The organism is Tardiphaga sp. 841_E9_N1_2, from assembly GCF_051811065.1.
Taxonomy (GTDB): Bacteria; Pseudomonadota; Alphaproteobacteria; order Rhizobiales; family Xanthobacteraceae; genus Tardiphaga; species Tardiphaga robiniae.
Map to the genome: position 1 here is coordinate 561,276 of NZ_JBPWQC010000001.1, position 20,289 is coordinate 581,564.

The 20,289-nt window shown below is 62.2% G+C and carries 23 protein-coding genes; 16 read left to right on the top strand and 7 right to left on the bottom strand.

Features of this window, described 5'->3' with window-relative positions; genetic code table 11:
• Positions 1-19: 19 nt before the first annotated feature.
• From AB8A50_RS02440 to AB8A50_RS02460, 5 genes are all read left to right on the top strand, one after another.
• Entirely contained in the window at positions 20-1,918 is a 1,899-nt protein-coding gene (locus AB8A50_RS02440; RefSeq protein WP_439076667.1) for an ATP-dependent nuclease, read from the top strand.
• Between the two features lie 43 nt (positions 1,919-1,961).
• Positions 1,962-2,633: a hypothetical protein gene (locus AB8A50_RS02445; RefSeq protein WP_439076668.1), complete on the top strand. Its 672-nt coding sequence runs from the start codon at positions 1,962-1,964 to the stop codon at positions 2,631-2,633.
• Between the two features lie 76 nt (positions 2,634-2,709).
• Entirely contained in the window at positions 2,710-3,870 is a 1,161-nt protein-coding gene (locus AB8A50_RS02450; RefSeq protein ID WP_439079906.1) for a DNA-packaging protein, read from the top strand.
• A gap of 157 nt (positions 3,871-4,027) precedes the next feature.
• On the top strand, positions 4,028-4,765 hold the full coding sequence (locus tag AB8A50_RS02455) for an outer membrane protein (RefSeq protein WP_439076669.1): 738 nt from the start codon (positions 4,028-4,030) through the stop codon (positions 4,763-4,765).
• A gap of 170 nt (positions 4,766-4,935) precedes the next feature.
• Positions 4,936-5,247: a hypothetical protein gene (locus AB8A50_RS02460; protein ID WP_439076671.1), complete on the top strand. Its 312-nt coding sequence runs from the start codon at positions 4,936-4,938 to the stop codon at positions 5,245-5,247.
• A gap of 78 nt (positions 5,248-5,325) precedes the next feature.
• On the opposite strand, the gene AB8A50_RS02465 is transcribed toward AB8A50_RS02460, so the two are convergent.
• The 3 genes from AB8A50_RS02465 to AB8A50_RS02475 all read right to left on the bottom strand — a co-directional run bounded on the left by AB8A50_RS02465 (position 5,326) and on the right by AB8A50_RS02475 (position 6,956).
• A complete protein-coding gene (locus tag AB8A50_RS02465) occupies positions 5,326-5,535 on the bottom strand; it encodes a hypothetical protein (protein ID WP_089267048.1) in 210 nt (69 codons plus the stop codon).
• 190 nt (positions 5,536-5,725) lie between these two features.
• Positions 5,726-6,058: a hypothetical protein gene (locus tag AB8A50_RS02470; RefSeq protein WP_439076673.1), complete on the bottom strand. Its 333-nt coding sequence runs from the start codon at positions 6,056-6,058 to the stop codon at positions 5,726-5,728.
• Between the two features lie 112 nt (positions 6,059-6,170).
• Positions 6,171-6,956: a S1 family peptidase gene (locus tag AB8A50_RS02475; RefSeq protein ID WP_439076674.1), complete on the bottom strand. Its 786-nt coding sequence runs from the start codon at positions 6,954-6,956 to the stop codon at positions 6,171-6,173.
• A gap of 94 nt (positions 6,957-7,050) precedes the next feature.
• Between AB8A50_RS02475 and AB8A50_RS02480 the strand changes: the two genes are divergently transcribed.
• The 8 genes from AB8A50_RS02480 to AB8A50_RS02515 all read left to right on the top strand — a co-directional run bounded on the left by AB8A50_RS02480 (position 7,051) and on the right by AB8A50_RS02515 (position 11,031).
• Positions 7,051-7,620: a head-tail connector protein gene (locus AB8A50_RS02480; protein WP_439076676.1), complete on the top strand. Its 570-nt coding sequence runs from the start codon at positions 7,051-7,053 to the stop codon at positions 7,618-7,620.
• Positions 7,617-7,937 carry a head-tail adaptor protein gene (locus AB8A50_RS02485; protein WP_439076678.1) on the top strand — a complete coding sequence of 107 codons (321 nt, stop codon included), beginning with the start codon at positions 7,617-7,619 and terminating at the stop codon, positions 7,935-7,937. Before AB8A50_RS02480 ends, AB8A50_RS02485 begins: the two co-directional genes overlap by 4 nt.
• Before the next feature lie 170 nt (positions 7,938-8,107).
• Positions 8,108-8,518 carry a DUF3168 domain-containing protein gene (locus AB8A50_RS02490; protein WP_439076680.1) on the top strand — a complete coding sequence of 137 codons (411 nt, stop codon included), beginning with the start codon at positions 8,108-8,110 and terminating at the stop codon, positions 8,516-8,518.
• 12 nt (positions 8,519-8,530) lie between these two features.
• Positions 8,531-8,938: a phage major tail protein, TP901-1 family gene (locus AB8A50_RS02495; RefSeq protein ID WP_309944715.1), complete on the top strand. Its 408-nt coding sequence runs from the start codon at positions 8,531-8,533 to the stop codon at positions 8,936-8,938.
• Between the two features lie 172 nt (positions 8,939-9,110).
• Entirely contained in the window at positions 9,111-9,437 is a 327-nt protein-coding gene (locus AB8A50_RS02500; RefSeq protein WP_439076681.1) for a gene transfer agent family protein, read from the top strand.
• On the top strand, positions 9,434-9,649 hold the full coding sequence (locus AB8A50_RS02505; RefSeq protein WP_439076683.1) for a rcc01693 family protein: 216 nt from the start codon (positions 9,434-9,436) through the stop codon (positions 9,647-9,649). Before AB8A50_RS02500 ends, AB8A50_RS02505 begins: the two co-directional genes overlap by 4 nt.
• Positions 9,642-10,211 carry a phage tail tape measure protein gene (locus AB8A50_RS02510; protein WP_439076685.1) on the top strand — a complete coding sequence of 190 codons (570 nt, stop codon included), beginning with the start codon at positions 9,642-9,644 and terminating at the stop codon, positions 10,209-10,211. The genes AB8A50_RS02505 and AB8A50_RS02510 overlap by 8 nt, the downstream gene beginning before the upstream one ends.
• A 181-nt stretch (positions 10,212-10,392) precedes the next feature.
• Positions 10,393-11,031 carry a phage distal tail protein, Rcc01695 family gene (locus AB8A50_RS02515; protein ID WP_439076687.1) on the top strand — a complete coding sequence of 213 codons (639 nt, stop codon included), beginning with the start codon at positions 10,393-10,395 and terminating at the stop codon, positions 11,029-11,031.
• Positions 11,032-11,061: 30 nt separating this feature from the next.
• On the opposite strand, the gene AB8A50_RS02520 is transcribed toward AB8A50_RS02515, so the two are convergent.
• Positions 11,062-12,630, bottom strand: coding sequence for a serine hydrolase domain-containing protein (locus tag AB8A50_RS02520; RefSeq protein ID WP_439076689.1), 1,569 nt, complete (start codon positions 12,628-12,630; stop codon positions 11,062-11,064).
• A gap of 101 nt (positions 12,631-12,731) precedes the next feature.
• On the opposite strand from AB8A50_RS02520, the gene AB8A50_RS02525 reads away from it, so the two are divergent.
• Complete coding sequence (locus tag AB8A50_RS02525; protein ID WP_439076690.1) at positions 12,732-13,598, top strand: DUF2163 domain-containing protein; 867 nt, start codon at positions 12,732-12,734, stop codon at positions 13,596-13,598.
• A 124-nt stretch (positions 13,599-13,722) separates the two neighbouring features.
• Here AB8A50_RS02525 and AB8A50_RS02530 read toward each other — a convergent pair whose 3' ends face one another.
• Both AB8A50_RS02530 and AB8A50_RS02535 read right to left on the bottom strand, forming a co-directional pair.
• Positions 13,723-14,484 carry an SDR family oxidoreductase gene (locus AB8A50_RS02530; RefSeq protein WP_439075187.1) on the bottom strand — a complete coding sequence of 254 codons (762 nt, stop codon included), beginning with the start codon at positions 14,482-14,484 and terminating at the stop codon, positions 13,723-13,725.
• Between the two features lie 34 nt (positions 14,485-14,518).
• Positions 14,519-15,751 carry an MFS transporter gene (locus AB8A50_RS02535; protein WP_309944692.1) on the bottom strand — a complete coding sequence of 411 codons (1,233 nt, stop codon included), beginning with the start codon at positions 15,749-15,751 and terminating at the stop codon, positions 14,519-14,521.
• A gap of 170 nt (positions 15,752-15,921) precedes the next feature.
• Between AB8A50_RS02535 and AB8A50_RS02540 the strand changes: the two genes are divergently transcribed.
• On the top strand, positions 15,922-16,845 hold the full coding sequence (locus AB8A50_RS02540; RefSeq protein ID WP_439076692.1) for a LysR substrate-binding domain-containing protein: 924 nt from the start codon (positions 15,922-15,924) through the stop codon (positions 16,843-16,845).
• Between the two features lie 203 nt (positions 16,846-17,048).
• Here AB8A50_RS02540 and AB8A50_RS02545 read toward each other — a convergent pair whose 3' ends face one another.
• Positions 17,049-17,189 (bottom strand): hypothetical protein, encoded by a 141-nt coding sequence (locus AB8A50_RS02545; protein WP_439076693.1) that lies wholly within the window; start codon positions 17,187-17,189, stop codon positions 17,049-17,051.
• A 601-nt stretch (positions 17,190-17,790) separates the two neighbouring features.
• Here AB8A50_RS02545 and AB8A50_RS02550 point away from each other — a divergent pair.
• Positions 17,791-20,271 (top strand): autotransporter family protein, encoded by a 2,481-nt coding sequence (locus tag AB8A50_RS02550; protein WP_439076695.1) that lies wholly within the window; start codon positions 17,791-17,793, stop codon positions 20,269-20,271.
• Positions 20,272-20,289 lie beyond the last annotated feature (18 nt).

Here is a 20,289-nt window from a genome sequence, read left to right on the forward strand (position 1 = left end):
AAGTCAGTCGATTAGGAGAATGTTTGTGTCCGTGCCGCCGACATCTCCGCCTTTATCCTTCCCGTTCGACGTTACGCTCCCACCTTCTCCCGGACTGTTTCGCGGCCAAAAAGTAGACCTCCAAATCAGAGGGGGGCTTACCATCTTCGTTGGCCCAAATGCTGCTGGAAAGACGACCATCCTCAAAGGAGTTCGCGAGCGTTTCCGCGAGATATTTCGGCCAAAGAAGGTAGTCTATCTCGCGGCTGGCCGTGCCAGCGCATTTGAGGGGTTTCGATCTACCTCTTTGACACCACATTTAGACACGCAACCTGCGGCGCTTGGAAATCGTGGTTGGTCCGATTCTTGGGCTGAATACGAAGGCGCGCCAGGCATGTTTATGCGCCTTAAAGCGCGCCCAGATTTACTTTTGAAAGTTGAAGCTCGACTGCAAACACTCCACCAACGTCGCCTTCGGCTGGAATGGACGCAGGCTGGTCTAACGATTGGATTTGCGCCTACGACCGGAGGTGAGGTCTACTTTGCCAACGTTGAGGCTAGCGGTCTACTACAACTGGTACCGTTACTTGCTGCTTTATATGATTACGATATATCAGCCCTGATCATTGACGAGCCAGAGATTTCCCTGCATCCGCAGCTTCAAGCCTTTCTTTTGCAAGAGATAGTGAATGTCTCTGGATATCCCACAGAGGTCGGTAATCAGAAACTGATCGTGATGGCTACGCATTCGCCGAGCATGGTTCCCTTGCGTAGGATTTCCGATTTAAGGAGTCTCGTTTTCTTTGCCGATCGAGAGACATCTCCATCTCAGATCGACATGGAGGCCGGAGAGCTAAAGAACAAGAAACTGTCGGCGCTAATCGCTCGGCTAAGCGAAAATCACAAGTTGGCGCTATTCGCGCGGAACATACTTCTCGTAGAGGGGCCGAGTGACGAGATCGTCGTGTCTGGCGTGGCTCGCTCGTTAGAACATCCGATACTTGGGGCAAATACACAAATCGTGCCTGTTACTGGCAAAGGGCAATTTCCGGAAACGGCGAAGCTGTTTCGCTTGATGAGTAAAAAGGTTTTTGTCCTTGGAGACTTAGATCTTTTGGTTGATGACAGCCAAATTATGGCAACGTTTATGGTGGAGGCGGGCCCGCTTGTGCACAAGCTTGGTGCCGAAAACTTGCCTGCTTTGGATAGGCCGATTCGAAATTCGCTCTACGAGTTTGTCGATAAGCATTGGGATTCTGTAGCAACTGCCGCGATGAGTCATCGATATTGGACCTCTCGCGAGTCGGAAGATCTCAATGATGCGAAAGCTAAGCGGCGGGCGACCGTCGCATTTTTGCTCGCCGCCAACGTTCACAATATGATGCAATTGCCAAATGGCGAGATGCTTCATGGTCTGCGTCATCGCTTCGATGCATTGCTTGAGGTGTTGGCTGATGCCGGCTGTGTCGTCCTGCGTAACGGGACGATTGAAGATTACTATCAAGACGCATCGCCACAACAGACCCGGAAACCGGATGCGGCTGCAAACGAGGTTGAAGGATTTGATGGTGTATCCGCGACGCAACTACGTGTTCGCTACAGCGAAATCGTCAAAGCAATCGAGCTTTCAGCACCCATCCGTCGGATAAATGAAAACGAGTTGCTACGAGAGCAACTGGGGTCTCTGCTTGGTGCTGCGTTTCAGTTGGTTACCGTCTCGATGACAGATGAAGAGTTGAATAGTCGAGCGGTCGCTAATTTTATCAGTGACAAGCCGGCATTTTCGTTCTCAAACAAATCAGTGCGAGACGAAAACGATACTACAAAAAAGCTCATTCAGGTGGCGATTTCTTCACCTCTTTTTCCAAGATCAAACTTCCCCTTTGTTATTGGTGAAGGCGATAATATTACTTCTGTGATACTTACGAAGTTGCCCTGATGGATATCGAGCAATAGATCTACTCGAGATGGAACGCCGCCCCATGCGGCGCCGAATCGGTTGGCTTGTCATGTCGCCTCCCTTTGCCCGTCGCCCCGCTCGCGGCTGCACGCCCGAATTGCTTGAGCATGCACGCCAGCGCTATGAGCAAACGGACGAGACTCAGAAATCCATAGCACTCGACCTCGGAATGAGCCGTAGCGGTCTTGAGAAGCTTGCTCGCAAGCAAGGCTGGACGCTGCGGAAGGATCGCATGATGCGCGATTTGCCTGAATCGTTGCGCCTGAACCTTGTGGCCGTGCAGGCCATCGGTGCTGCTGCGGCAGGCGAACTGCCGATTGAACAGAGCGGATCTGAAGCATCGAGCGAAACCGCTCTTTCGCCAAACATTGCGGCCCGTCTGGAGCAGGCGGTCGAGAAAGAATTGCGCAAGGTTGAAGCGCAGCGCAGCCAATTTGGCCCGGTGTCGCTTCGTACCCTTGAGGCCGAACGTACAGCACGGACATTGGCGACATTGACGGAGACACTGTTTAAAGTGCGCCGTCTGCGCGAGCCAAATGCGATAGGTGTGAACGCCGATGACGATCTGCCCGCCGACATCGCTGGATTCCGTCACGCGCTTGCGCAACGCATGGACGCGTTTGTCCAGAGCAGGACTGACGGAGACCTTTGTGCAGACGCAGGGCCTCAACACGGGCCTGCGGCTGCATCATGATTTTGCCTGCTTCGCTCACGCACACCAGGAACACAGCGAGATAGGCAATAATGGTGGACCGTGGACGACCTGGCTGATGCTGGGCGGGCGCGGTGCGGGCAAGACGCGCACCGGCGCCGAATGGGTGCGGGCGCTGGTGCGCGGCACGCCGCCTTATGCCGATCATGCACATGGCCGTGTGGCGCTGATCGGCGAGTCCGAGCACGATGCCCGCGAGGTGATGGTGGAGGGCGAGTCCGGCCTGCTGCGGGTTGGCCCGCGCGCCGAGCGGCCGACATGGACCGCAACGCGCAAGCGGCTGGAATGGCCGAACGGTGCTGTCGGACAGGTGTTTTCTGCTGATGATCCCGAGAGCCTGCGTGGCCCGCAATTCGAGGCTGCGTGGTGCGACGAGCTGGCGAAGTGGCGCTACGCGGAAGCCGCATTCGATACGCTGCAATTCGGATTGCGGCTCGGCGCGCGCCCACGCCAGTTGATCACCACCACGCCGCGCCCTTTGCCGCTGATCAAGCGGCTGCTCGTCGATCCGCGCACGCGAGTGACGCGGGCGCCAACAATAGCCAACAAGGATTATCTGTCTCCAACTTTTCTCGACGCCGTGGTCGGCCGCTATGCCGGCACGCGCATGGGGCGGCAGGAGCTGGATGGAGAACTGATCGAGGATCGGCCGGACGCATTGTGGTCGCGCGCGCTGATCGAGGCGTGCCGCGTGGTCGAGCCGCCGGCGCTGTCGAAAATCGTGGTGGCGATCGATCCACCGGGCACGTCGCGCAAGGGCGCGGATGCTTGCGGCATCGTCGCAGTGGGGCGTGCCGAGAGCGGCTGGTTCTATGTGCTGGAAGATGCCTCGGCAGCGGGGCTTTCGCCATCAGCCTGGGCCAGCAAGGCGGTGGCGCTGTATCGCCGGCTCAATGCCAACAACATCGTCGCCGAAGTGAATATGGGCGGCGAGATGGTGCGCGCGGTGCTGCGCGAGGTCGATCACACGGTGCCGCTGAAGGAAGTGCACGCGACGCGCGGCAAGTATCTGCGCGCCGAGCCGGTGGCGGCGCTCTATGAGCAGGGCAAGGTGAAACACGTCGGCTGCTTCCCCGACCTCGAAGACGAGATGTGCGACTTCGGAGTCGAGGGACTGTCGAGCGGGCGTTCGCCTGACAGACTCGACGCCATGGTGTGGGGGATCACCTCCCTCATGAGCAGCTTCACGAGCGGCGGACCGCGTATCAGGGTATTGTGACCAATCACGCAGTCGGTGGGGAATAACAACCAGGCCGGTATCTCGGTGAGTTGTGGCGCTTCGAAAATGCGCGTGTGTGGCGAGTCGGCTACAGCGCGCGGGCCGGGATCGTCCTCTACTCACGGAGGTCAAGACACACCATCGGGGAGAACTGGACATGAAAAGACTGTTGCTGGCGACCAGCTGCGTCGCGATCCTGGGTTCGGCCTGTTCGGCATCCGCCGCAGATTTGGCTGCGCGTCCCTATACCAAGGCGCCGGCGGTGATCGCCACCGTCTATGACTGGAGCGGGTTCTACATCGGTATCAATGGCGGCTGGGGCGAGAGCGGCGATCACCGCACGTTCGATACAGTGCCGACCTTCTTCGGCGACTATAAAGCCAATGGCGGGACGTTTGGCGGCCAGGTCGGTTATCGCTGGCAAAGCGCAGGCTGGGTGTTCGGTCTGGAAGCGCAGGGCAACTGGGCCGATTTCCACGGCAGCAGCGCAAATCTCTTTGTGCCGGGTGCCTCCATCCGCTCCAAGCTGGATGCCTTCGGGCTGTTCACCGGTCAGGTCGGCTATGCCTGGAACAATGTGCTGCTCTATGTGAAGGGCGGTGCGTCGATCACCAATCGCAATTATGAATTCGTGACGGCAGCCGGCGCGCTGACGGCAGACACCGGCTACAACACCCGTCTCGGCGGCACTGTCGGCGTCGGCCTCGAATATGGCTTCACGCCGAACTGGACCATCGGTGTGGAATACAACCACATCTTCGAGAACCGCCACGGCGCGACCTTCACGACACCCGGCGGCGTCAGCGCAACCGGCTTCTCCGTTGGCGGCGACACCGACCTCATCCTCGGCCGCCTGAACTACAAGTGGGGTGGCCCGGTGATCGCGAAGTACTGATTATCGATCTCCCGAGCACCAACTCGAAAGCCCCGGCATCGCCGGGGCTTTTTTTGTGAGCGCCGTCGTTCGCATGCGTGCAGTTCCTCACTGCGATGAAGCTCCGCATCTGGAACCATTCCCCCGCTGCCGTCGTTACCTCCGTTCACGCAAGCTTTGGGAGAACGACAATGAGACTGACCGAACGCGTCGCGTGTGCGGCCGTGATTGCCGTGATGGGATCTTTTGCGGGATCGGCGGTTCACGCTGCTGACCAGACCTTCACAGGGGTTGTCACGATCCTCGATCGCACCACCAGCGAAGTGGTGATCAAGCAGGCGCCGGCTGGCGAGACCGTCGGCGCGAATACGCCGGGCGCGGTGGAGAAATTCAGGCTGCGCACGGTTCCGGAGTCGCTGCATGCCGGCGAGCGCGTCACGGTGACCTATACCGAGAGCAATGGCGTCAAGACGATCAGCAATGTGACCGAGAAGAAAGACTAGGCGATACGGGCGCATGTGATGCCGCAGGCGATACTGCTGCATGGGACCATGCGCCCGGAATTCCTGGTGTGGACAGGTTCAATCCTTCAGCACGAACTTCTTGCGCAGTTCCACGGCCACTTCGTCGGCGAGCTGCTGGGCATAGGTGGCGTGTTTCGGCGCGGTGATCACCATCGGCCGCCAGCCGAGCAGGGCATCCCTGCGGACCGATACATAGACGCCGCCGACAACAATGCGCTGGGCGATCATTTCCTCAAGTTCGGCTTCGGTCTTTTCTTCTTTTCCCATAACCGGCTTCCCGTGATGCTCTGAAGCACCCCTCTAGCTAGGGAGGCGTTTCGGAAATGCAGTTCACAAGAATGAGAGACGCCACTATCACAATGTCGCAGGCAATGTTGTCGCAAGACAATGCTGTCGCAGGAAAACGCTGTCGCAGTCTGAAACCTCCGCGGCCGGCGCCGCCTGTTCCGCGCGGCGCTCAGCAATAGCCGTAATAGCCGCAGCCATAGGGCGCGCGGCTGAAGATCGTCTCGGACGGAGTGCCGTAATAGTTGCGGTAATAATAGGAATTCGGCTTGCCGTAATAGCCGTGCACGATGGAGGAGATATCCACCTCCGGCGCATATTGCATGATCGGCTCTTCCATCGGCTTTTCGTCCTTGACCACCACCACGCGGCGGCTCTTCACCACCGGCTCGTCGAACAGGCGGCCGATGCGGCCCTGGCCGGCCATGTCAGCGGCCTGCGCGCCCGCGATCAGGGCAGCGGTTGAAATGGCCACGGAAACGGCGGGGATGAGCAGGCGCAGCATGTCGGAGACTCCCATGATTCGCGGATCATAGCGGAGAACCTTTCACGGATCTTAACGACACCTGCCTTGCGCGGCGCTGGCCTGCGCAGCGTTGCCTGAGTGGCGCCTGCGATCAGAGCGGCGTGCCCCAGGCGCGTGCCGTCTGCAGGATCCAGTCGCGATACAGTGTCAGCGGCGTCACGCCGGTGAGGCCGCCGCAGCCGGCGGCGTTCTTCGCGCCGGTGGACCACGACACCACGCCGATCACGATGTTGCGGCCATTTTGCTGTTGCAGCACGGGCCCGCCTGAATCGCCGGTGCAGGCGCCGAGGCCGTCGCGTGTGTTGTCGGTCGCGGGATCGACCAGTCTTATCTGCAATTTGCCGGGATGGCTGGTGGAGGTGAGCTGCGCCGCGCGCACGGTGCCGCCGCTCTTGCCGTCGCCGCGCGCGGCGACGCCGATGCCGGCCACGAGATAATTCTGCCCGGCGGCGAAGGGCTCGGTGGGCACACCGAGCGGCAGCGCGGTCTTGCCGGGCAGGGGATCTGCGAGCTGCAGCAGCGCCACATCGGCGCTGGCGCGATGCGCCTTGATGCCTTCCGCATTGAACTGGGGATGATCGGCGACGCGCTTCACCGCCAGCAATTGCGGCTGCCGCTGGGCGTCATAGAGCACGATCTTGTAACTGGCGCCGGGCGTCACGCAATGCGCCGCCGACAGCACCAGCGTCGGCGCGATCAGTGCGCCGGAACAAAAATTGCCGCGCGAGCCGACAATGGTGATCACCGCGCGGCCGATCTCGTCATCGCGCGCGCTGGCGCCGCCGACGAGCGCGGAAGCGGGAATTGAGATGAGCGATGCAAGCGCAATGCTGGCAATGGCGAGAAAGCGCCGCGTCACGCGTGGGCGCGGCGGCATGCGGGAACCTGTCTGAATCATGGCGGGGATGTCAGCCCCGCGGACCCGCGATGTCAATTCCTTGAATGGTCACACGAGCCTCCCGGAGATCCCCATGTCCGCCATTCTGCTGGTGCCGCCGGCCAGCGAACCGCTGTCGCTTGCCGAGGCCAGACAATTTCTGCGTGTCGAGCACGCCGACGATGACGCGGTCATCACCGCGCTGATCGCCGCCGCCCGCGCGCATGTGGAAGCGCTGACACGCCGGGCGCTGCTGAACCAGACCTGGCGCGTCGTGCTGGATGCATGGCCGGCGAATGGGCGCATCAGCCCGCGCATTGGCCCGCTGCAGACGCTGCTCGCCGCGCGGGTGTTCGATGCGAGTGGTGTCGCGCATGCGCTGGAGGTCGAGAGTTTTGTCGTCGATCGCGCTGCGCATGTCATCGCGGCGCCGTGCTGGGCACTGCCCGCACCGGGGCGCAGTGTCGCCGGCATCGAGCTCGATGTGATCTGCGGCTTCGGCGCGCTTGCGAGCGAGGTGCCGGCGGATCTCATTCATGCGCTGAAGATGCTGCTGGCGCATTGGTACGACAATCGCGGTCTGGCGACGAGCGGCGGCAGCGCGGTGATGCAGCCCGCAGGTTTGCACGCGCTGACCGCGCCGTATCGGGGGCTGTCGCTATGATCGATCCCGGACGGTTGAAAACACGCCTGGTGATCGAGGCGCCCGATGAGGCCGATGACGGGCAGGGCGGCGTCGCGCGCAGCTACAGCGCCGTCGCGACCGTCTGGGCCGCCGTGCTGCCGGCGCGCATGACGCACGAAGTCGAGGCCGATGCCGACGGCGCGCTGGTGCATCTGCGCATCATCCTGCGCGGCGGTTTTGCGCTGACCCTGCGGCATCGCTTCATCGACGGCGCGAAGATCTATCGCATCACCGCGCTGCGCGAGATCGATGAGCGCCGGTTCGTCGAGATCGATGCCGAATGGCGCATCGACTGAACTGAATCTTACCCTCCCCTGGAGGGGGAGGGTCGTCACGTGCGTAGCGCGTGGCGGGGTGGGGTGAATGTTCATCGACGGTGGTTGTGGCTTCACCCCACCCCGATGCTCGCTGACGCTTCGCATCGACCCTCCCCCTTCAGGGGAGGGTCAGAAAGAGGGATCATGCCATGCCCGCAGCTCAAGTCGCCTTGCGCGCGGCGATCTTTGATGCGCTCAAGGTCGACACCGCGCTGGGTTTCGCGCTCGGCGGTCACCGCGTCTATGACGAGCCGCCTGCCAATGCCGCGTTTCCCTATGTGACCCTCGGCGATGCGCGCATCGTCGATGTCTCCGCCGATGACGGCGCGGTGCAGGAGCATCAGCTCACGCTGCATGCCTGGTCGCGGCAGGGCGGCCACAAGGAGGCGCATGTCATCACCGGCGCGCTCTTACAGGCGCTGGATGATGCGCCGCTGACGCCTGATGGCCATCGGCTGGTCAATCTGCGCTTTGCCATCGCCGATATCCGGCGCGAGGCCGATGGCCGCACCTATCACGCCGTGGTGCGGTTTCGCGCCGTCACCGAACCAGAGGATTAAAGGGAGCACGCGATGGGCGCACAGAAGGGCAAGGATCTGCTGATCAAGATCCATAACGGCACGGCCTTCGTCACGGTGGCGGGACTGCGCAGCCGGCGCATCGCCTTCAATGCGGAGATCGTCGACATCACCCATGCGGAATCCGTCGATCGCTGGCGCGAGCTGCTGGCCGGCGCCGGCGTGCGGCGCGCGTCGATTTCCGGCCGCGGATTGTTCAAGGACGGCGCCTCCGATGCGCTGGTGCGGCAGGCGTTCTTCGACGGCACCATCAATAACTGCCAGGTGCTGGTGCCGGATTTCGGCACCATCACCGGCCTGTTCCAGATCGCCAGTCTCGAATTCGCCGGCGAGCACAATGGCGAAGTGAGCTTCGATCTCGCGCTGGAATCGGCGGGCGCGCTGACCTTTGCCGCGGTGTGACCCTTACCCTCCTCTGGAGGGGGGGAGGGTCGTCACGTGCGTAGCACGTGGCGGGGTGGGGTGAATGTTTATCGACGGTGCTTGTGGCTTCACTCCACCCCGTCTCGCATTGCGCTTCGCGCGCTGCTCACCGACCCTCCCCCTTCAGGGGAGGGTAAGAACGGAGATCACCATGCCCAACAGATTGCGCGGCGAGATCGCCGCCGAACTCGGTGGCCGCAGCCATACGCTGGTGCTGACGCTCGGTGCGCTGGCGGAGCTCGAAAGCGCATTCGGCGCCGATGACCTTGCGGCACTCGCCGAGCGTTTCGGCTCCGGGCGGATGTCGGCGCGTGATCTCATCCGCATCATCGGCGCCGGATTGCGCGGGGCAGGCGAGGCGATCAGTGACGACGAGGTCGCGGCCATGACCGTGCCGGGCGGGGCCGCAGGCTTTGTCGGCATCGCCGCCGAACTGATTGCCGCGACCTTCACCGATACGCCGCAGGCCGCGCGATGACACAGCCCCCGCCGTTTCCATGGGCCGAGGCGATGCAATTCGGTTTCGGCGTGCTGCGGCTGTCGCCCGATGCGTTCTGGCGCATGACGCCGCGTGAGCTCGCTTATGCCATCGCGGCCGTGCGTGGCTCTGTATCCACGCCGATGGATCGCGGGGCGCTCGACGCATTGATGAAACAGTTTCCGGATTCCGGGGAGCTTCTCCATGAGTGACACCAGTGACCTCTCCGCGGCGTCGAGCACGCTCGACAGCATGACCACGAAGACCGCCGGCCTGACATCAGCCGCGACGACGTTCTCGAAAGTGATGACCCAGGCATTTTCGAGTTCGGTCGCATCGGGCCAGAAGTTCGACGACGTGCTGAAATCGCTGGCGCTGAAAATGTCGGACCTGGCGGCGAAATCGGCTCTGCAGGCCGGCGCGGGCGCGATGTCATCGAGTATTTCCTCGCTGGTCTCGAGCCTGTTCGGCGGCGCGGGCAAGGCTGGTGTGAGCGATACGGTGAAGGCGTTCGCGTCGGGCGGCGTGATCGGCACGCCCAGCTATTTCCCGATGCCCGGCGGCGGCACGGGCCTCGCCGGCGAGTCCGGGCCGGAAGCGATCATGCCATTGCAACGCACCGCGGATGGCAGCCTCGGTGTCGCCGCGCAGGGCGGTGGCAACACGATCCATGTGCAGATCGCGACGCCGGATCTCGACGGCTTCCGTCGTTCGGAGAGCTACGTCACCGGCCAGATTGCCCGTGCCGTTGCGCGCGGCCAGCGCAGTCTGTGATGGATAGCTTGCGATCTGCTTACCCTCCCCTGGAGGGGGAGGGTCGTCACGTGCGCAGCGCGTGACGGGGTGGGGTGACTGTTCATCGACGGTACTTGTGGCTTTACCCCACCCCGTCTCTCATCGCGCTTCGCGCGCTGATCGTCGACCCCCCTCCAGGGGAGGGTGAAGGAAGAGTCTCATGACAGTCTTTCACGACATTCTGTTTCCGCTCGATATCGCGCTGAAGAGTGCAGGCGGGCCGGAGCGACGCACCGAGATCGTGTCGTTCGGCTCCGGGCGTGAAGAGCGTAACGCACGCTGGGCGCATTCACGCCGCCGCTACGATGCAGGTTATGGCATCAGGACGCTGGCGGCACTGCAGAGCGTTGTGGCGTTCTTCGAGGAGCGGCGAGGACGACTGCACGGCTTTCGCTGGCGCGACCGGCTCGATCAGACCTCGAACATATCAGGCGAAGCGATTTCGCCGTTGGATCAAGGCATCGGGATCGGCGACGGTGCGACCGCCTCGTTTCAATTGATGAAGACCTATGGCAGCGCCTTTGCGCCCTATCAGCGGCCGATCACCAAGCCCGTCGATGGCAGCGTGCGGATTGCCGTTGCCGGCGACGAGATCGCGAGCAGTGCTTTCAGCTGCGATGTGACGACGGGGCTCGTGACATTCGCCAGCGGGCACATTCCTGGGGCGGGTGCTGCAGTCACCGCGGGCTTCCAGTTCGACGTGCCCGTGCGCTTTGACACGGACTATCTCGAAGTCGATCTGTCGGCCTTCGCCGCCGGTGCGATCCCGAAAATTCCGTTGGTGGAGATCAGGATTTAGCAGGCGCATCGGTCGTGAGGGGGCGGACTATCAGTCGGTAGTCTCGCCGTGCAATTCGAGCTTGTAGCTGTCGGTGTTCTCGAAATTGACCGTGACCTTCTTGCCCTCGAAAGCCAGCGTCCAGGACTGCATTTCGCTGTGGCCGAGAATACGGCGCTCGACGACAAAAGTATTGGCGTTCGTCCATCGTCCGCGGACCGCATCGACACCGTAGCTGACGGGAGAACCGGTCCGGAAGTTGCCGTCAAGTCCAAGTGGACCGGTGAAGCGGCGGGTCTGCTCGGGCTTGCCGGTGACGGTGGTGATCTCCCATGACGGGCTGTCGCCGACCAGGGTTAGGCGGAACGTCCCGACCCGGATTGCATTTTGGGTGAAGCGGTAGGTCTTGCCGGAGACGTCTTTGGCCAGATCCGGCGTCAGGCCGAGCGGCGACGGCCGCGGCGTTGCCGCGTTGCGGATCGATGCGGCCAGCAGGGCCTGCGCGACGGGATCGTCGGGCAGGGCGCTCTCGGATTTCACCGCGCCGGCGATGTCGTCGATCAGACGGCGGGTCGGATAGAATTCATCCTTGCGCATGCTGCCGGTCAACACGGCGACAATATCGAGTTTCGGCAAAACCATGATCAGCTGCGAGTGCAGACCACGCGCCATATAGGCGCCTTTCTCAGGGATCGACCACCACAGATTGGCGTAATGATTGTCGGCAGTTGCGACGATCTTGCCCTCGGCCGCGCGATCGACCCATGACGGCGGAATGATCTCGCGGCCTTCCCAGACACCGTTTTGCAGATAGAGATAGCCGATCTTTGCCATGTCATGCGGCGGGATATAGAGCCCGGCTTCGCCATCGGTCACGCCCTGTGCGTCGGGGCGGCCCCAGTCGATGTCGGTAATGCCCAGTGGTCCGAACAATTCGCGCTTGGCGAATTCGAGTGCGTTCTGTCCCGTCTTCTTGTTGATCATCGCGGAGAGCAGATAGGGATTGCCGCTGTTGTAATAGAACCGCTCGCCCGGCGCCCGGCTCATCTCCTGGCCGAGCACGAATTCGGTCGGATTTTTGCTGCGATACATCCGGTCAAGCGTTTCGTCGGATGTATAGGCTTCCTCCTTCCAGGCGATGCCGGAAGTCATGTCGAGCAGATGCTGGATCGTAATGGCCTTCTTGCGATAATCCAGTTTGTCGATCTGGTTGTCGGCGAACAGATCGACGACCGGGTGATCGACACTGTCGAGTATCCCGTTTTTCAATGCGATGGCGATCAGCGTCCCGGTGACGCTCTTGGTCACCGAGCGCAGATCGTGGCGCAGGCCGGCGACATACGGCGCGTAATAGGCATCGGCGACCAGCTTGCCATGGCGCACGATCAACAGGCTGTCCTGCTGGCGTGCGCCGACGGTATCGATCAATTGGGCGAGCCTGCCGGAAGCCATCCCTTGCGATTCCGGCGTTGCGACCTGCCAGCCCTTGGTCGGCCATGGCGGCGGCGTCGCCGGCGTTTCATCCGGCGCACCTGCTGCGCGAATGACGGTCGCGGGAGTAACGATCAGTGTGACGATTGCCGCGAGCACGGCGATCCCGGCAAGGCGTTGTCGCAGCATCCGTCCGCTCCCTGTGCCCGGCTTGTTGCATGCCGGTACTGTGAGAACAATTAGAGCGCGAAGGATGGTCGCGCGCAACGACGACGTTTCAGGATTCAACCATGCGCAGCATCCCCGCAGCCCTGCAGACCAAACTCGATTCCGGCGTCACCACACTGGCGCAGGTCTGGAAGCTGACGCGGCGCGATGGCGTCGTCGCGGGCTTCACCGATCATGACTGCGATCTCGTCATCGATGGGATCACCTATCGCGCCGGCACCGGGCTCGCCGCGTCGGAAGCCACGAGCCGTTTTGACCTGTCGGTGGACGGCGGCGATATCGCCGGTGCACTGGACGACGACATCCTCACCGACGCGGATCTCGCGGCGGGGCGTTACGATGCCGCGCAGGTGGAGACCTGGCTGGTGGACTGGAGCGACACATCACTTCGCGTGCTCACGGCACGCGGCACGCTAGGCGAAGTGAAGCGCGAAGGCTCTGCATTCATCGCCGAATTGCGCGGGCTTGCGGCGCTGCTGTCGCAGGAGAGCGGGCGGCTTTATACGGCGCGGTGCAGCGCCGATCTCGGCGACGGAAAATGCCGCATCAATCTCGCAGGCTGGCAAGGCACTGGTGCGGTCGAGGCGCTAGAGGGCGTGTCGATGTTTTCCGCGAGCGGCCTCGGTGCCTTCGCAGATGATCTGTTCACCGCGGGGCGTCTGACATGGACGAGCGGCGGCAATGCCGGGCTCGCCATGGAAGTAAAGCAGCACCGCGTCACGCCGGGCCATGTGCGACTGTCGCTGTGGCAGGCCATGCCAGAGCCGATCGCAACCGGCGACGCATTCACCGTCACGGCCGGCTGCGACAAGACGCTGGCGACCTGCAGCGATCGTTTCGGCAATGTCGATAATTTCCGCGGCTTTCCCGATATCCCCGGCAACGATTTCGTCATGAGCTATCCGACGCCGGGGACGGGTGGGGGATGAGTGGGTGAGCGAGTGGCCGATATGCGAGAGCTCACCGCACATGTCGCCTGCAATTATTCTGGAGAAAGTTTCGGTTTCGATTAGGAGGGCGTTTCGGGCAAGGCCCGGCGCCATACATTGTTGCTCACTTCCCGCCAGTGACATCGAGGAACGTGCCGGTGACGAAGGACGCTTCGGCGCTTGCCAGCCACAGGATCGCCCGCGCAACCTCTTCAGGCTGACCGCCTCTACCCATCGGGATCGAGTCCTTGACGCGGTCCACTCGTCCCGGCTCTCCGCCGCTGGCATGCATGTCAGTGTAGATGTGCCCCGGGCGAATGCAGTTGACGCGTATCCCGTCCCGCGCGACTTCCTTGGCGAAGCCGGTCGTGAATGTCTCGACGGCACCCTTCGACGCAGCGTAGTCGACATATTCGCCGGGGCTGCCTAGCCGGGCCGAAGCCGACGAGATGTTGATCACGGAACCGCCCCGCCCGTTGTGGCGATACGACATCCGCTTTGCGGCTTGCTGTGCACAAAGGATAGGGCCGATTGCGTTGACCGCGAAGATGCGCTGCATCCGCTCGAATCCAAGATCCTCCAGCCGGGACTGTCGCGCAAGCATCGCGGCGTTGTTCACCAGCACGTCGATCCGGCCGAACTGTCGGTCGATCGCGGCGAATAATTGAGCGACCTGTTCAGGCTCCGCACTATCCGCGCGGACCGTCAAAGCCCGGCGCCCTGCAGCTTCGACATCAGCCGCCACCGCAAGGGCGGCAGACTCGTTGGAGACGAAGCTGATCGCCACATCGTAACCTTGCGCGGCAGCAAGCCGCGCAGTCGCGGCGCCTACGCCACGACTTCCACCCGTTATCAGAATGAGCGGCGTCTGCGAGACTGTATCCATCTAACGAACCTTCATGTGATGGTGAAATAATAATCTAGGGCTGTCCGGGTGAGTGCGATGCCAGACCGATTTCGACCTCATCACTCAGATGCCTTGAGAGTGGGATCATGAACGGGCAGATCGCCAGCGCCGTCATTGCGGTCGCGGCTGTTGCCATTGCAGGTCCGAACGCGTCGCCCAGAAAACCATAGAGAACCGGGGCACCGGCGCCCGCGCCGATAGTGCCGGTATAAAACAAAGCGAAGGCACGCGCAGTGCGATGGGGCGGGGTTAGTTCGGGGACCGTTCCATACAGCACCGATGACGTGCCGTTGAGCATCACCCCCAGCGCCGGCAGAACGACGATAACCGGGATGAGCGGCAGGACCAGAACGCCGAGGATCAGAAGCGCGGTGGCAACTTCGGTGAAGAGAACGGTGCGCCGGGTGCCGATCCTGTCGCCAAGCCAGCCGCAAGCGAACTTGCCGGCGGCTCCGCCGATGAAGAGAAGTGCCAGAGCAAAACCGCTGATGGGAAGCGAGGCTCCTTTTTCAATCAGGAGAAATGGCAGAAAGGTGAGAAAGCCCATTCTGACGGCGCTATCGAGCATTCCGATCGCCAGGAGCCAATAGAATCCGCCCCGACTTCGACCGCTCTTGCTGGATCGTTCCTTCGCATCTGCTGCATGCCCGATGCCCACGGCCGGCATCCACACCGCCATGGCGACAGACACGGCGATGCCGGCGATAGCGAGCGTAAATACGGCATGGCGCCAGGCGATGGTGACAAGCAGCAGAGACATGAGCGCCGGGATGGCCGCCTTTCCGAGATCGCCTGTGAAATTGTAGATGCCGAGCGGCCTGCGCGCAGCACGCCCATAAGCCCGTGAAACGGCGGCGGACGCCAAAGGGTGTTGGGTGCTCGAGCCTGCGCCTGCCAATGCGAGCGCAAAGCTCAGTCCGACGATGCCACCGGAGATGCCCGCGAGAGCGTAGCCCAACGCCGACAGCGCCGTGCCGCAGCAGAGAATGAGTTTGGCATCGATCCGCTCCGCCAGATGCCCTGCCGGAATCTGCAGACATGCCATGGTGCCGGAATAAAGACCGCGAAAGATCGCAAGGACGCTATAGCTCAGCGCAAACTCGGTCTGCCAGATCGGCAGCAATACATAGATCGCGTCCGTGAAGCCGTCGTGCAAAGCGTGGTTGAGCCCGGTCAGCGCAAGCGTTCGTGCGGCGCGTGTCCGGTTCGCAGGAGCCTTAGTGGTCGTGGTCTCGTGGTGGGTCATGTGCTGTTTCTTGGGTCTTCCGGCGCACGCGCTGCAGTCGCAGAAAATCTGAAGATTGATGCGCCAGAGCTGGTGTCTGGCGTGCAAAGCGCTGCTAAAGTCACTCTGAACTAGACTTCAGGCTGTCACAAATCAGTAATACTCAGGTCATGGGTTAGAAATTCTCAAGCATGTCCACCTTTGTCCCGCGCCGTAGTCTGCCGCCGCTGAATGCGGTCCGCGCCTTCGAAGTCGCCGCCCGCCTCGGCAGTCTGAAGGAGGCGGCCGTTGAACTCAGCGTGACCCACGGCGCCGTCAGTCAGCAGATCCGGCTACTGGAAGACTGGCTGGGTGCTCCGGCGCTGTTTCGGCGTTCGGTCCGACGGGTCGTGCTGACGCCTGCCGGCGCAGCGCTGCTCACCGAATTCGGACCGGCGCTCGATCGTATTTCGGCTGCCGTGCAGCAGCATCGAACCAGACGGCATGACGCGCCATCCATCGTGCTGCATGTGAACGCTCTCGCAACTTTCAGTCTGCGATGGCTGTTGCGACGCATGGGCGCTTTTCGTGCGGAGCATCCCGACATCGAGGTACGCTTGAGCACGTCGAATGAGACGATCGACGCCCTGGCAGAGCCGTTCGATGTCGTGATCAGAGGTGGCCCGGACACTTTCCCCGGTTACACGTCGCGTTTCCTGTTCGGGGAGCGGCGGCTGCCGGTGTGTAGTCCGACCATCCTGGATCGGGCGCCGCTGACCGATATCCGCGATCTGTCGCACCATACGCTGCTTCACGTCTCCTCGATGGCGCGGCTATGGCGCGACTGGCTGGCTGAGGCCGGAGAGCCCGCCCTTCGCCCCGAGGCATCCCTGACTTTCGATCACTTCTATCTGACCATACAGGCAGCGATCGACGGACTCGGCGTGGCGATGGGTCCGACCGCATTGGTCGCCGATGATCTCGCGGCCGGGCGATTGATGACGCCGTTTCCGGACATCAGTCTTTCGGCGCGAAGCTACTTCGCCTATCTGCCGGAAGCGCGACGGACCGATCCACATATCGCCGTGTTCTGCGACTGGCTCGAGCAACAAGGCCGCGATCTCGTCCGGAGCTAGCGTCGATAACACCGTCGCTTCCATGAACCGCTGGGGCAAGGCGCGAGCGGCGACGCCGATCAGGGTACTCGTCGGTCGCTCTCCGGCCCCGAACAGTTTCCTGGTGTATCGGCAATGTCGATAATGTCCGCGGCTTCGCCGATATTCCCGGCAACGATTTCGTCATGAGTTATCCGACGTCAGGATCCCGCGGATGAGCGCGATCAATCCGTCCCCTGCAGGGTGACGGATGGCGGGTGGGTCGCATGTGACGCGGCGGCATCAATTCGTTGCAGGGCGACGTAGTGAACGATCACGAAGCACGCGATCGCGGCGGCGTAGAGCAGACGTTCGAGTAATGCCATCGATGGTCCATCCGAATGAGAGACGCGCTTGTCGTGGCTCATCATCGATGGAGCAGTGATATCAAGCGTCCTACGAACGACCGATACGCGTTCACATTCGTCTGTTGCGTGCGTTGCCACGTTCCGACGCGAGAGACATCGAACCAGCGCACGCACTGATAGATCGAGCTTGCGATGTGCCAACCGGATTCGATCTCGAAAGACTTTGTTAAGCGTCTTTCGTTGCGCAAACGGCACAGGCCGCGTGTTTGTCCAGCGTGAACACGCTTCGATTATTGTTCGATTGTTGCGGCTCATCTAGCTTCGCAAGTGTCCTTCGCGGACTGCACGACAACAAACATCCGCATCCTCGAACGGTGTGGATTCGATCGAAGTGGAATAACGCATGCGCGAATGCATCGGACTTGCGACGATCGGACGACAGTCGGATGACATGCGCCACGAGAGTCCAGATCGCACCCGGCGATCTCGATCCAGCAGCGCCCGAACGCGATTGCTTCGCCTGCTGCTGGCGAGCGCGTCGGTGGCCGCGTTGTCGGCATTGTTGCCGCGATCAGCGGCGGCGCAACAAGCGTGGACCGGGGCCACAAGCTCCGACTGGATGACTGCCACCAACTGGTCAACCGGAACGCTGCCTGGCGCGGGCAGTTCGGTCACCATCAATGTCACATCCCCCAACCCGACCGTCCTTAGCGGTGGGGCGACGGCCGCGACCGGCGGCATTGCTGTTGGCTCCGGTGTTGGATCATTCGGCAATCTGACAATTCAGGGCGGGAGCACGCTCACAAGCAGCAACGGCGTGTTCCTTCGAGTTGCCCAGGGAGGCACCGGGATCGTCACAGTAACCGGAGCCGGATCGCAGTGGATTCTGTCCGGCGGCGCCCAGCTCGTCGTCGGTTTCGCCGGCAACGGCACGCTCAACATCGAGAACAGCGGCACCGTCATCGCGCAAAACGGACTGAGATTCGGGAATAGCGCCGGGAGTTCCGGCACGCTCAACGTCAGCAGCGGCGGCATCCTGGAGACGACAGGCATAACCGTGGGCCCTGGAACGCGGCAGATGAACTTTGATAACGGCACTGTCCGGGCATTGGCCAATAACGCCGTTTTTTTTGGTGGAGCGATCAACCAAGCCAATATTGCCGCCGGCGGACTGACGTTCGATACCAATGGGTTCAACGTCAAAACGCTTGGATTCAGCGGCGTCGGTGGGTTGACCAAGATCGGCGCCGGGACCTTCACGCTGGGCGCCGGCAGTACGTATACCGGCGAAACGGTGATCCAGCAGGGCACGCTCGCGCTGTCGGGCCCGGCAACCTCTGCTGATGATGCCCTCGCCAATTCGAGCCGGGTGGTCGCGAACGGAACGTTCGACGTTTCAGCGATCAGCGGCGCCGGCTCGCATATTCAGAGTCTCGCAGGAACTGGCAGTGTCAATATCGGCGCAAAGAACCTGATCATCACCAATGCCAACGATCTGTTCTCCGGCATCATCTCCGGCACCGGCGGGCTGACGCTCAGCGGCGGCATGCAGACCCTTTTCGGTGTCAACACCTATACCGGCGGCACCACGGTGAGCGGCGGCACGCTCAGCGTCAACGGCAGCGTCTGCGGCGCCATGACTGTGCTCGCCGGCGGCACGCTGCAAGGCACCGGCACGGTTTGCGACACGTCGAACGCGGGCATCGTCGCGCCCGGCAATTCCATCGGAACGCTCACTGTCGCCGGCAACTACACCGGCAACGGCGGAACGCTGCAGATCGAATCCGTACTCGGTGGCGACGCCTCGCCGACCGATCGGCTTGTCGTCACCGGCAACACCGCGGGCAGTACCAATGTGCGGGTGATCAATCTCGGCGGCAGCGGCGCGCAAACCGTCGAAGGCATCAAGATCATCGATGTCGGCGGCGCGTCGAACGGCGCGTTCTCGCTGCTCGGCAATTATGTGATCCAGGGTCAGCAGGCGGTGGTCGGCGGCGCCTATGCCTATACGCTGCAGAAGAACGGCGTCAGCACGCCGACCGACGGCGACTGGTATCTGCGCTCCAGTCTGATCAATCCTCCGCCGGCTGCTCCGGCCGGTCCCCTCTATCAGCCCGGCGTTCCGCTGTACGAAAACTATGCGCAGGTGCTGCTCGGCATGAACGAACTGCCGACCATGCAGCAGCGCGTCGGCAATCGCTATTGGGGCGGCAGCGATGCCATGGCACGCGCCGGTGTCGCACTGGCGCCAGGCGAGGCGTCACCGACGCCGACGGCGTTCTGGGGCCGCATCGAAGGCGGCCAATCCGATTTGCAGCCCTCCACCACCACAGGCTCGACCTATAAGACCGACCAGTTGAAAGTGCAGGCGGGCCTCGACGGTCTGCTGATGGAGAACGAGCGCGGAAGGCTGATCGTCGGTCTCACCGGGCAATATGGCCTGACAACCGCCACTATCGCATCGGCCTTCGGCAATGGTCGGATCCGCGTCGAAGGTTCGGGTGTCGGCGGCACGCTGACATGGTTCGGCGACAACGGCTTCTATGTCGACGGCCAGGCGCAATCGATGTTCTACCGCAGCGATCTCTCCTCGGTGCTGGCCGGCAGCATGACCCACGGCAACGAAGGGGTGGGCTATGCTTTCAGCGCTGAAACCGGCAAGCGGTTCTTTGTCGGCAACGGCTGGTCGCTGACGCCGCAGGCGCAGCTGTCCTATTCGAAGGCCGAGTTCGATCGCTTCACCGATCGGTTCGGCGCCCCGGTGTCGCTGCGCGACGGCGACAGCCTGCTCGGCCGCGCCGGCCTTGCGCTCAACCACCAGAAAACCTGGAACGACGGCGCAGGCATCGTGCGCTCGGATATCTACGGCATCGGCAACCTGCGCTACGAGTTCCTCGACGGCACCCGTGTCGATGTCGCCGGCACCGGCTTCGCCAGCGCGCAAGACCGGCTGTGGGGCAGCATCGGCGGCGGCGGCACCTATAGCTGGGCCAACGGTCGCTACGCTGTGTTCGGCGAGGTCTCCTATAGCGCGAGCCTTGAAGACGCGGCGGCGAACCGCAGCTACAAGGGCACTGGCGGCTTCCGCATCGTCTGGTGAGCGACGAGATACGACATA

What these genes read in the sequence shown, in the direction of transcription:
- AB8A50_RS02440 (WP_439076667.1), top strand. Translation starts at nt 20, where the DNA reads ATGTTTGTGTCCGTGCCGCCGACATCTCCGCCTTTATCCTTCCCGTTC.
- AB8A50_RS02445 (WP_439076668.1), top strand. Translation starts at nt 1,962, where the DNA reads ATGCGGCGCCGAATCGGTTGGCTTGTCATGTCGCCTCCCTTTGCCCGT.
- AB8A50_RS02450 (WP_439079906.1), top strand. Translation starts at nt 2,710, where the DNA reads ATGCTGGGCGGGCGCGGTGCGGGCAAGACGCGCACCGGCGCCGAATGG.
- AB8A50_RS02455 (WP_439076669.1), top strand. Translation starts at nt 4,028, where the DNA reads ATGAAAAGACTGTTGCTGGCGACCAGCTGCGTCGCGATCCTGGGTTCG.
- AB8A50_RS02460 (WP_439076671.1), top strand. Translation starts at nt 4,936, where the DNA reads ATGAGACTGACCGAACGCGTCGCGTGTGCGGCCGTGATTGCCGTGATG.
- AB8A50_RS02465 (WP_089267048.1), bottom strand. Translation starts at nt 5,535, where the DNA reads ATGGGAAAAGAAGAAAAGACCGAAGCCGAACTTGAGGAAATGATCGCC.
- AB8A50_RS02470 (WP_439076673.1), bottom strand. Translation starts at nt 6,058, where the DNA reads ATGCTGCGCCTGCTCATCCCCGCCGTTTCCGTGGCCATTTCAACCGCT.
- AB8A50_RS02475 (WP_439076674.1), bottom strand. Translation starts at nt 6,956, where the DNA reads ATGCCGCCGCGCCCACGCGTGACGCGGCGCTTTCTCGCCATTGCCAGC.
- AB8A50_RS02480 (WP_439076676.1), top strand. Translation starts at nt 7,051, where the DNA reads ATGTCCGCCATTCTGCTGGTGCCGCCGGCCAGCGAACCGCTGTCGCTT.
- AB8A50_RS02485 (WP_439076678.1), top strand. Translation starts at nt 7,617, where the DNA reads ATGATCGATCCCGGACGGTTGAAAACACGCCTGGTGATCGAGGCGCCC.
- AB8A50_RS02490 (WP_439076680.1), top strand. Translation starts at nt 8,108, where the DNA reads ATGCCCGCAGCTCAAGTCGCCTTGCGCGCGGCGATCTTTGATGCGCTC.
- AB8A50_RS02495 (WP_309944715.1), top strand. Translation starts at nt 8,531, where the DNA reads ATGGGCGCACAGAAGGGCAAGGATCTGCTGATCAAGATCCATAACGGC.
- AB8A50_RS02500 (WP_439076681.1), top strand. Translation starts at nt 9,111, where the DNA reads ATGCCCAACAGATTGCGCGGCGAGATCGCCGCCGAACTCGGTGGCCGC.
- AB8A50_RS02505 (WP_439076683.1), top strand. Translation starts at nt 9,434, where the DNA reads ATGACACAGCCCCCGCCGTTTCCATGGGCCGAGGCGATGCAATTCGGT.
- AB8A50_RS02510 (WP_439076685.1), top strand. Translation starts at nt 9,642, where the DNA reads ATGAGTGACACCAGTGACCTCTCCGCGGCGTCGAGCACGCTCGACAGC.
- AB8A50_RS02515 (WP_439076687.1), top strand. Translation starts at nt 10,393, where the DNA reads ATGACAGTCTTTCACGACATTCTGTTTCCGCTCGATATCGCGCTGAAG.
- AB8A50_RS02520 (WP_439076689.1), bottom strand. Translation starts at nt 12,630, where the DNA reads ATGCTGCGACAACGCCTTGCCGGGATCGCCGTGCTCGCGGCAATCGTC.
- AB8A50_RS02525 (WP_439076690.1), top strand. Translation starts at nt 12,732, where the DNA reads ATGCGCAGCATCCCCGCAGCCCTGCAGACCAAACTCGATTCCGGCGTC.
- AB8A50_RS02530 (WP_439075187.1), bottom strand. Translation starts at nt 14,484, where the DNA reads ATGGATACAGTCTCGCAGACGCCGCTCATTCTGATAACGGGTGGAAGT.
- AB8A50_RS02535 (WP_309944692.1), bottom strand. Translation starts at nt 15,751, where the DNA reads ATGACCCACCACGAGACCACGACCACTAAGGCTCCTGCGAACCGGACA.
- AB8A50_RS02540 (WP_439076692.1), top strand. Translation starts at nt 15,922, where the DNA reads ATGTCCACCTTTGTCCCGCGCCGTAGTCTGCCGCCGCTGAATGCGGTC.
- AB8A50_RS02545 (WP_439076693.1), bottom strand. Translation starts at nt 17,189, where the DNA reads ATGGCATTACTCGAACGTCTGCTCTACGCCGCCGCGATCGCGTGCTTC.
- AB8A50_RS02550 (WP_439076695.1), top strand. Translation starts at nt 17,791, where the DNA reads ATGACTGCCACCAACTGGTCAACCGGAACGCTGCCTGGCGCGGGCAGT.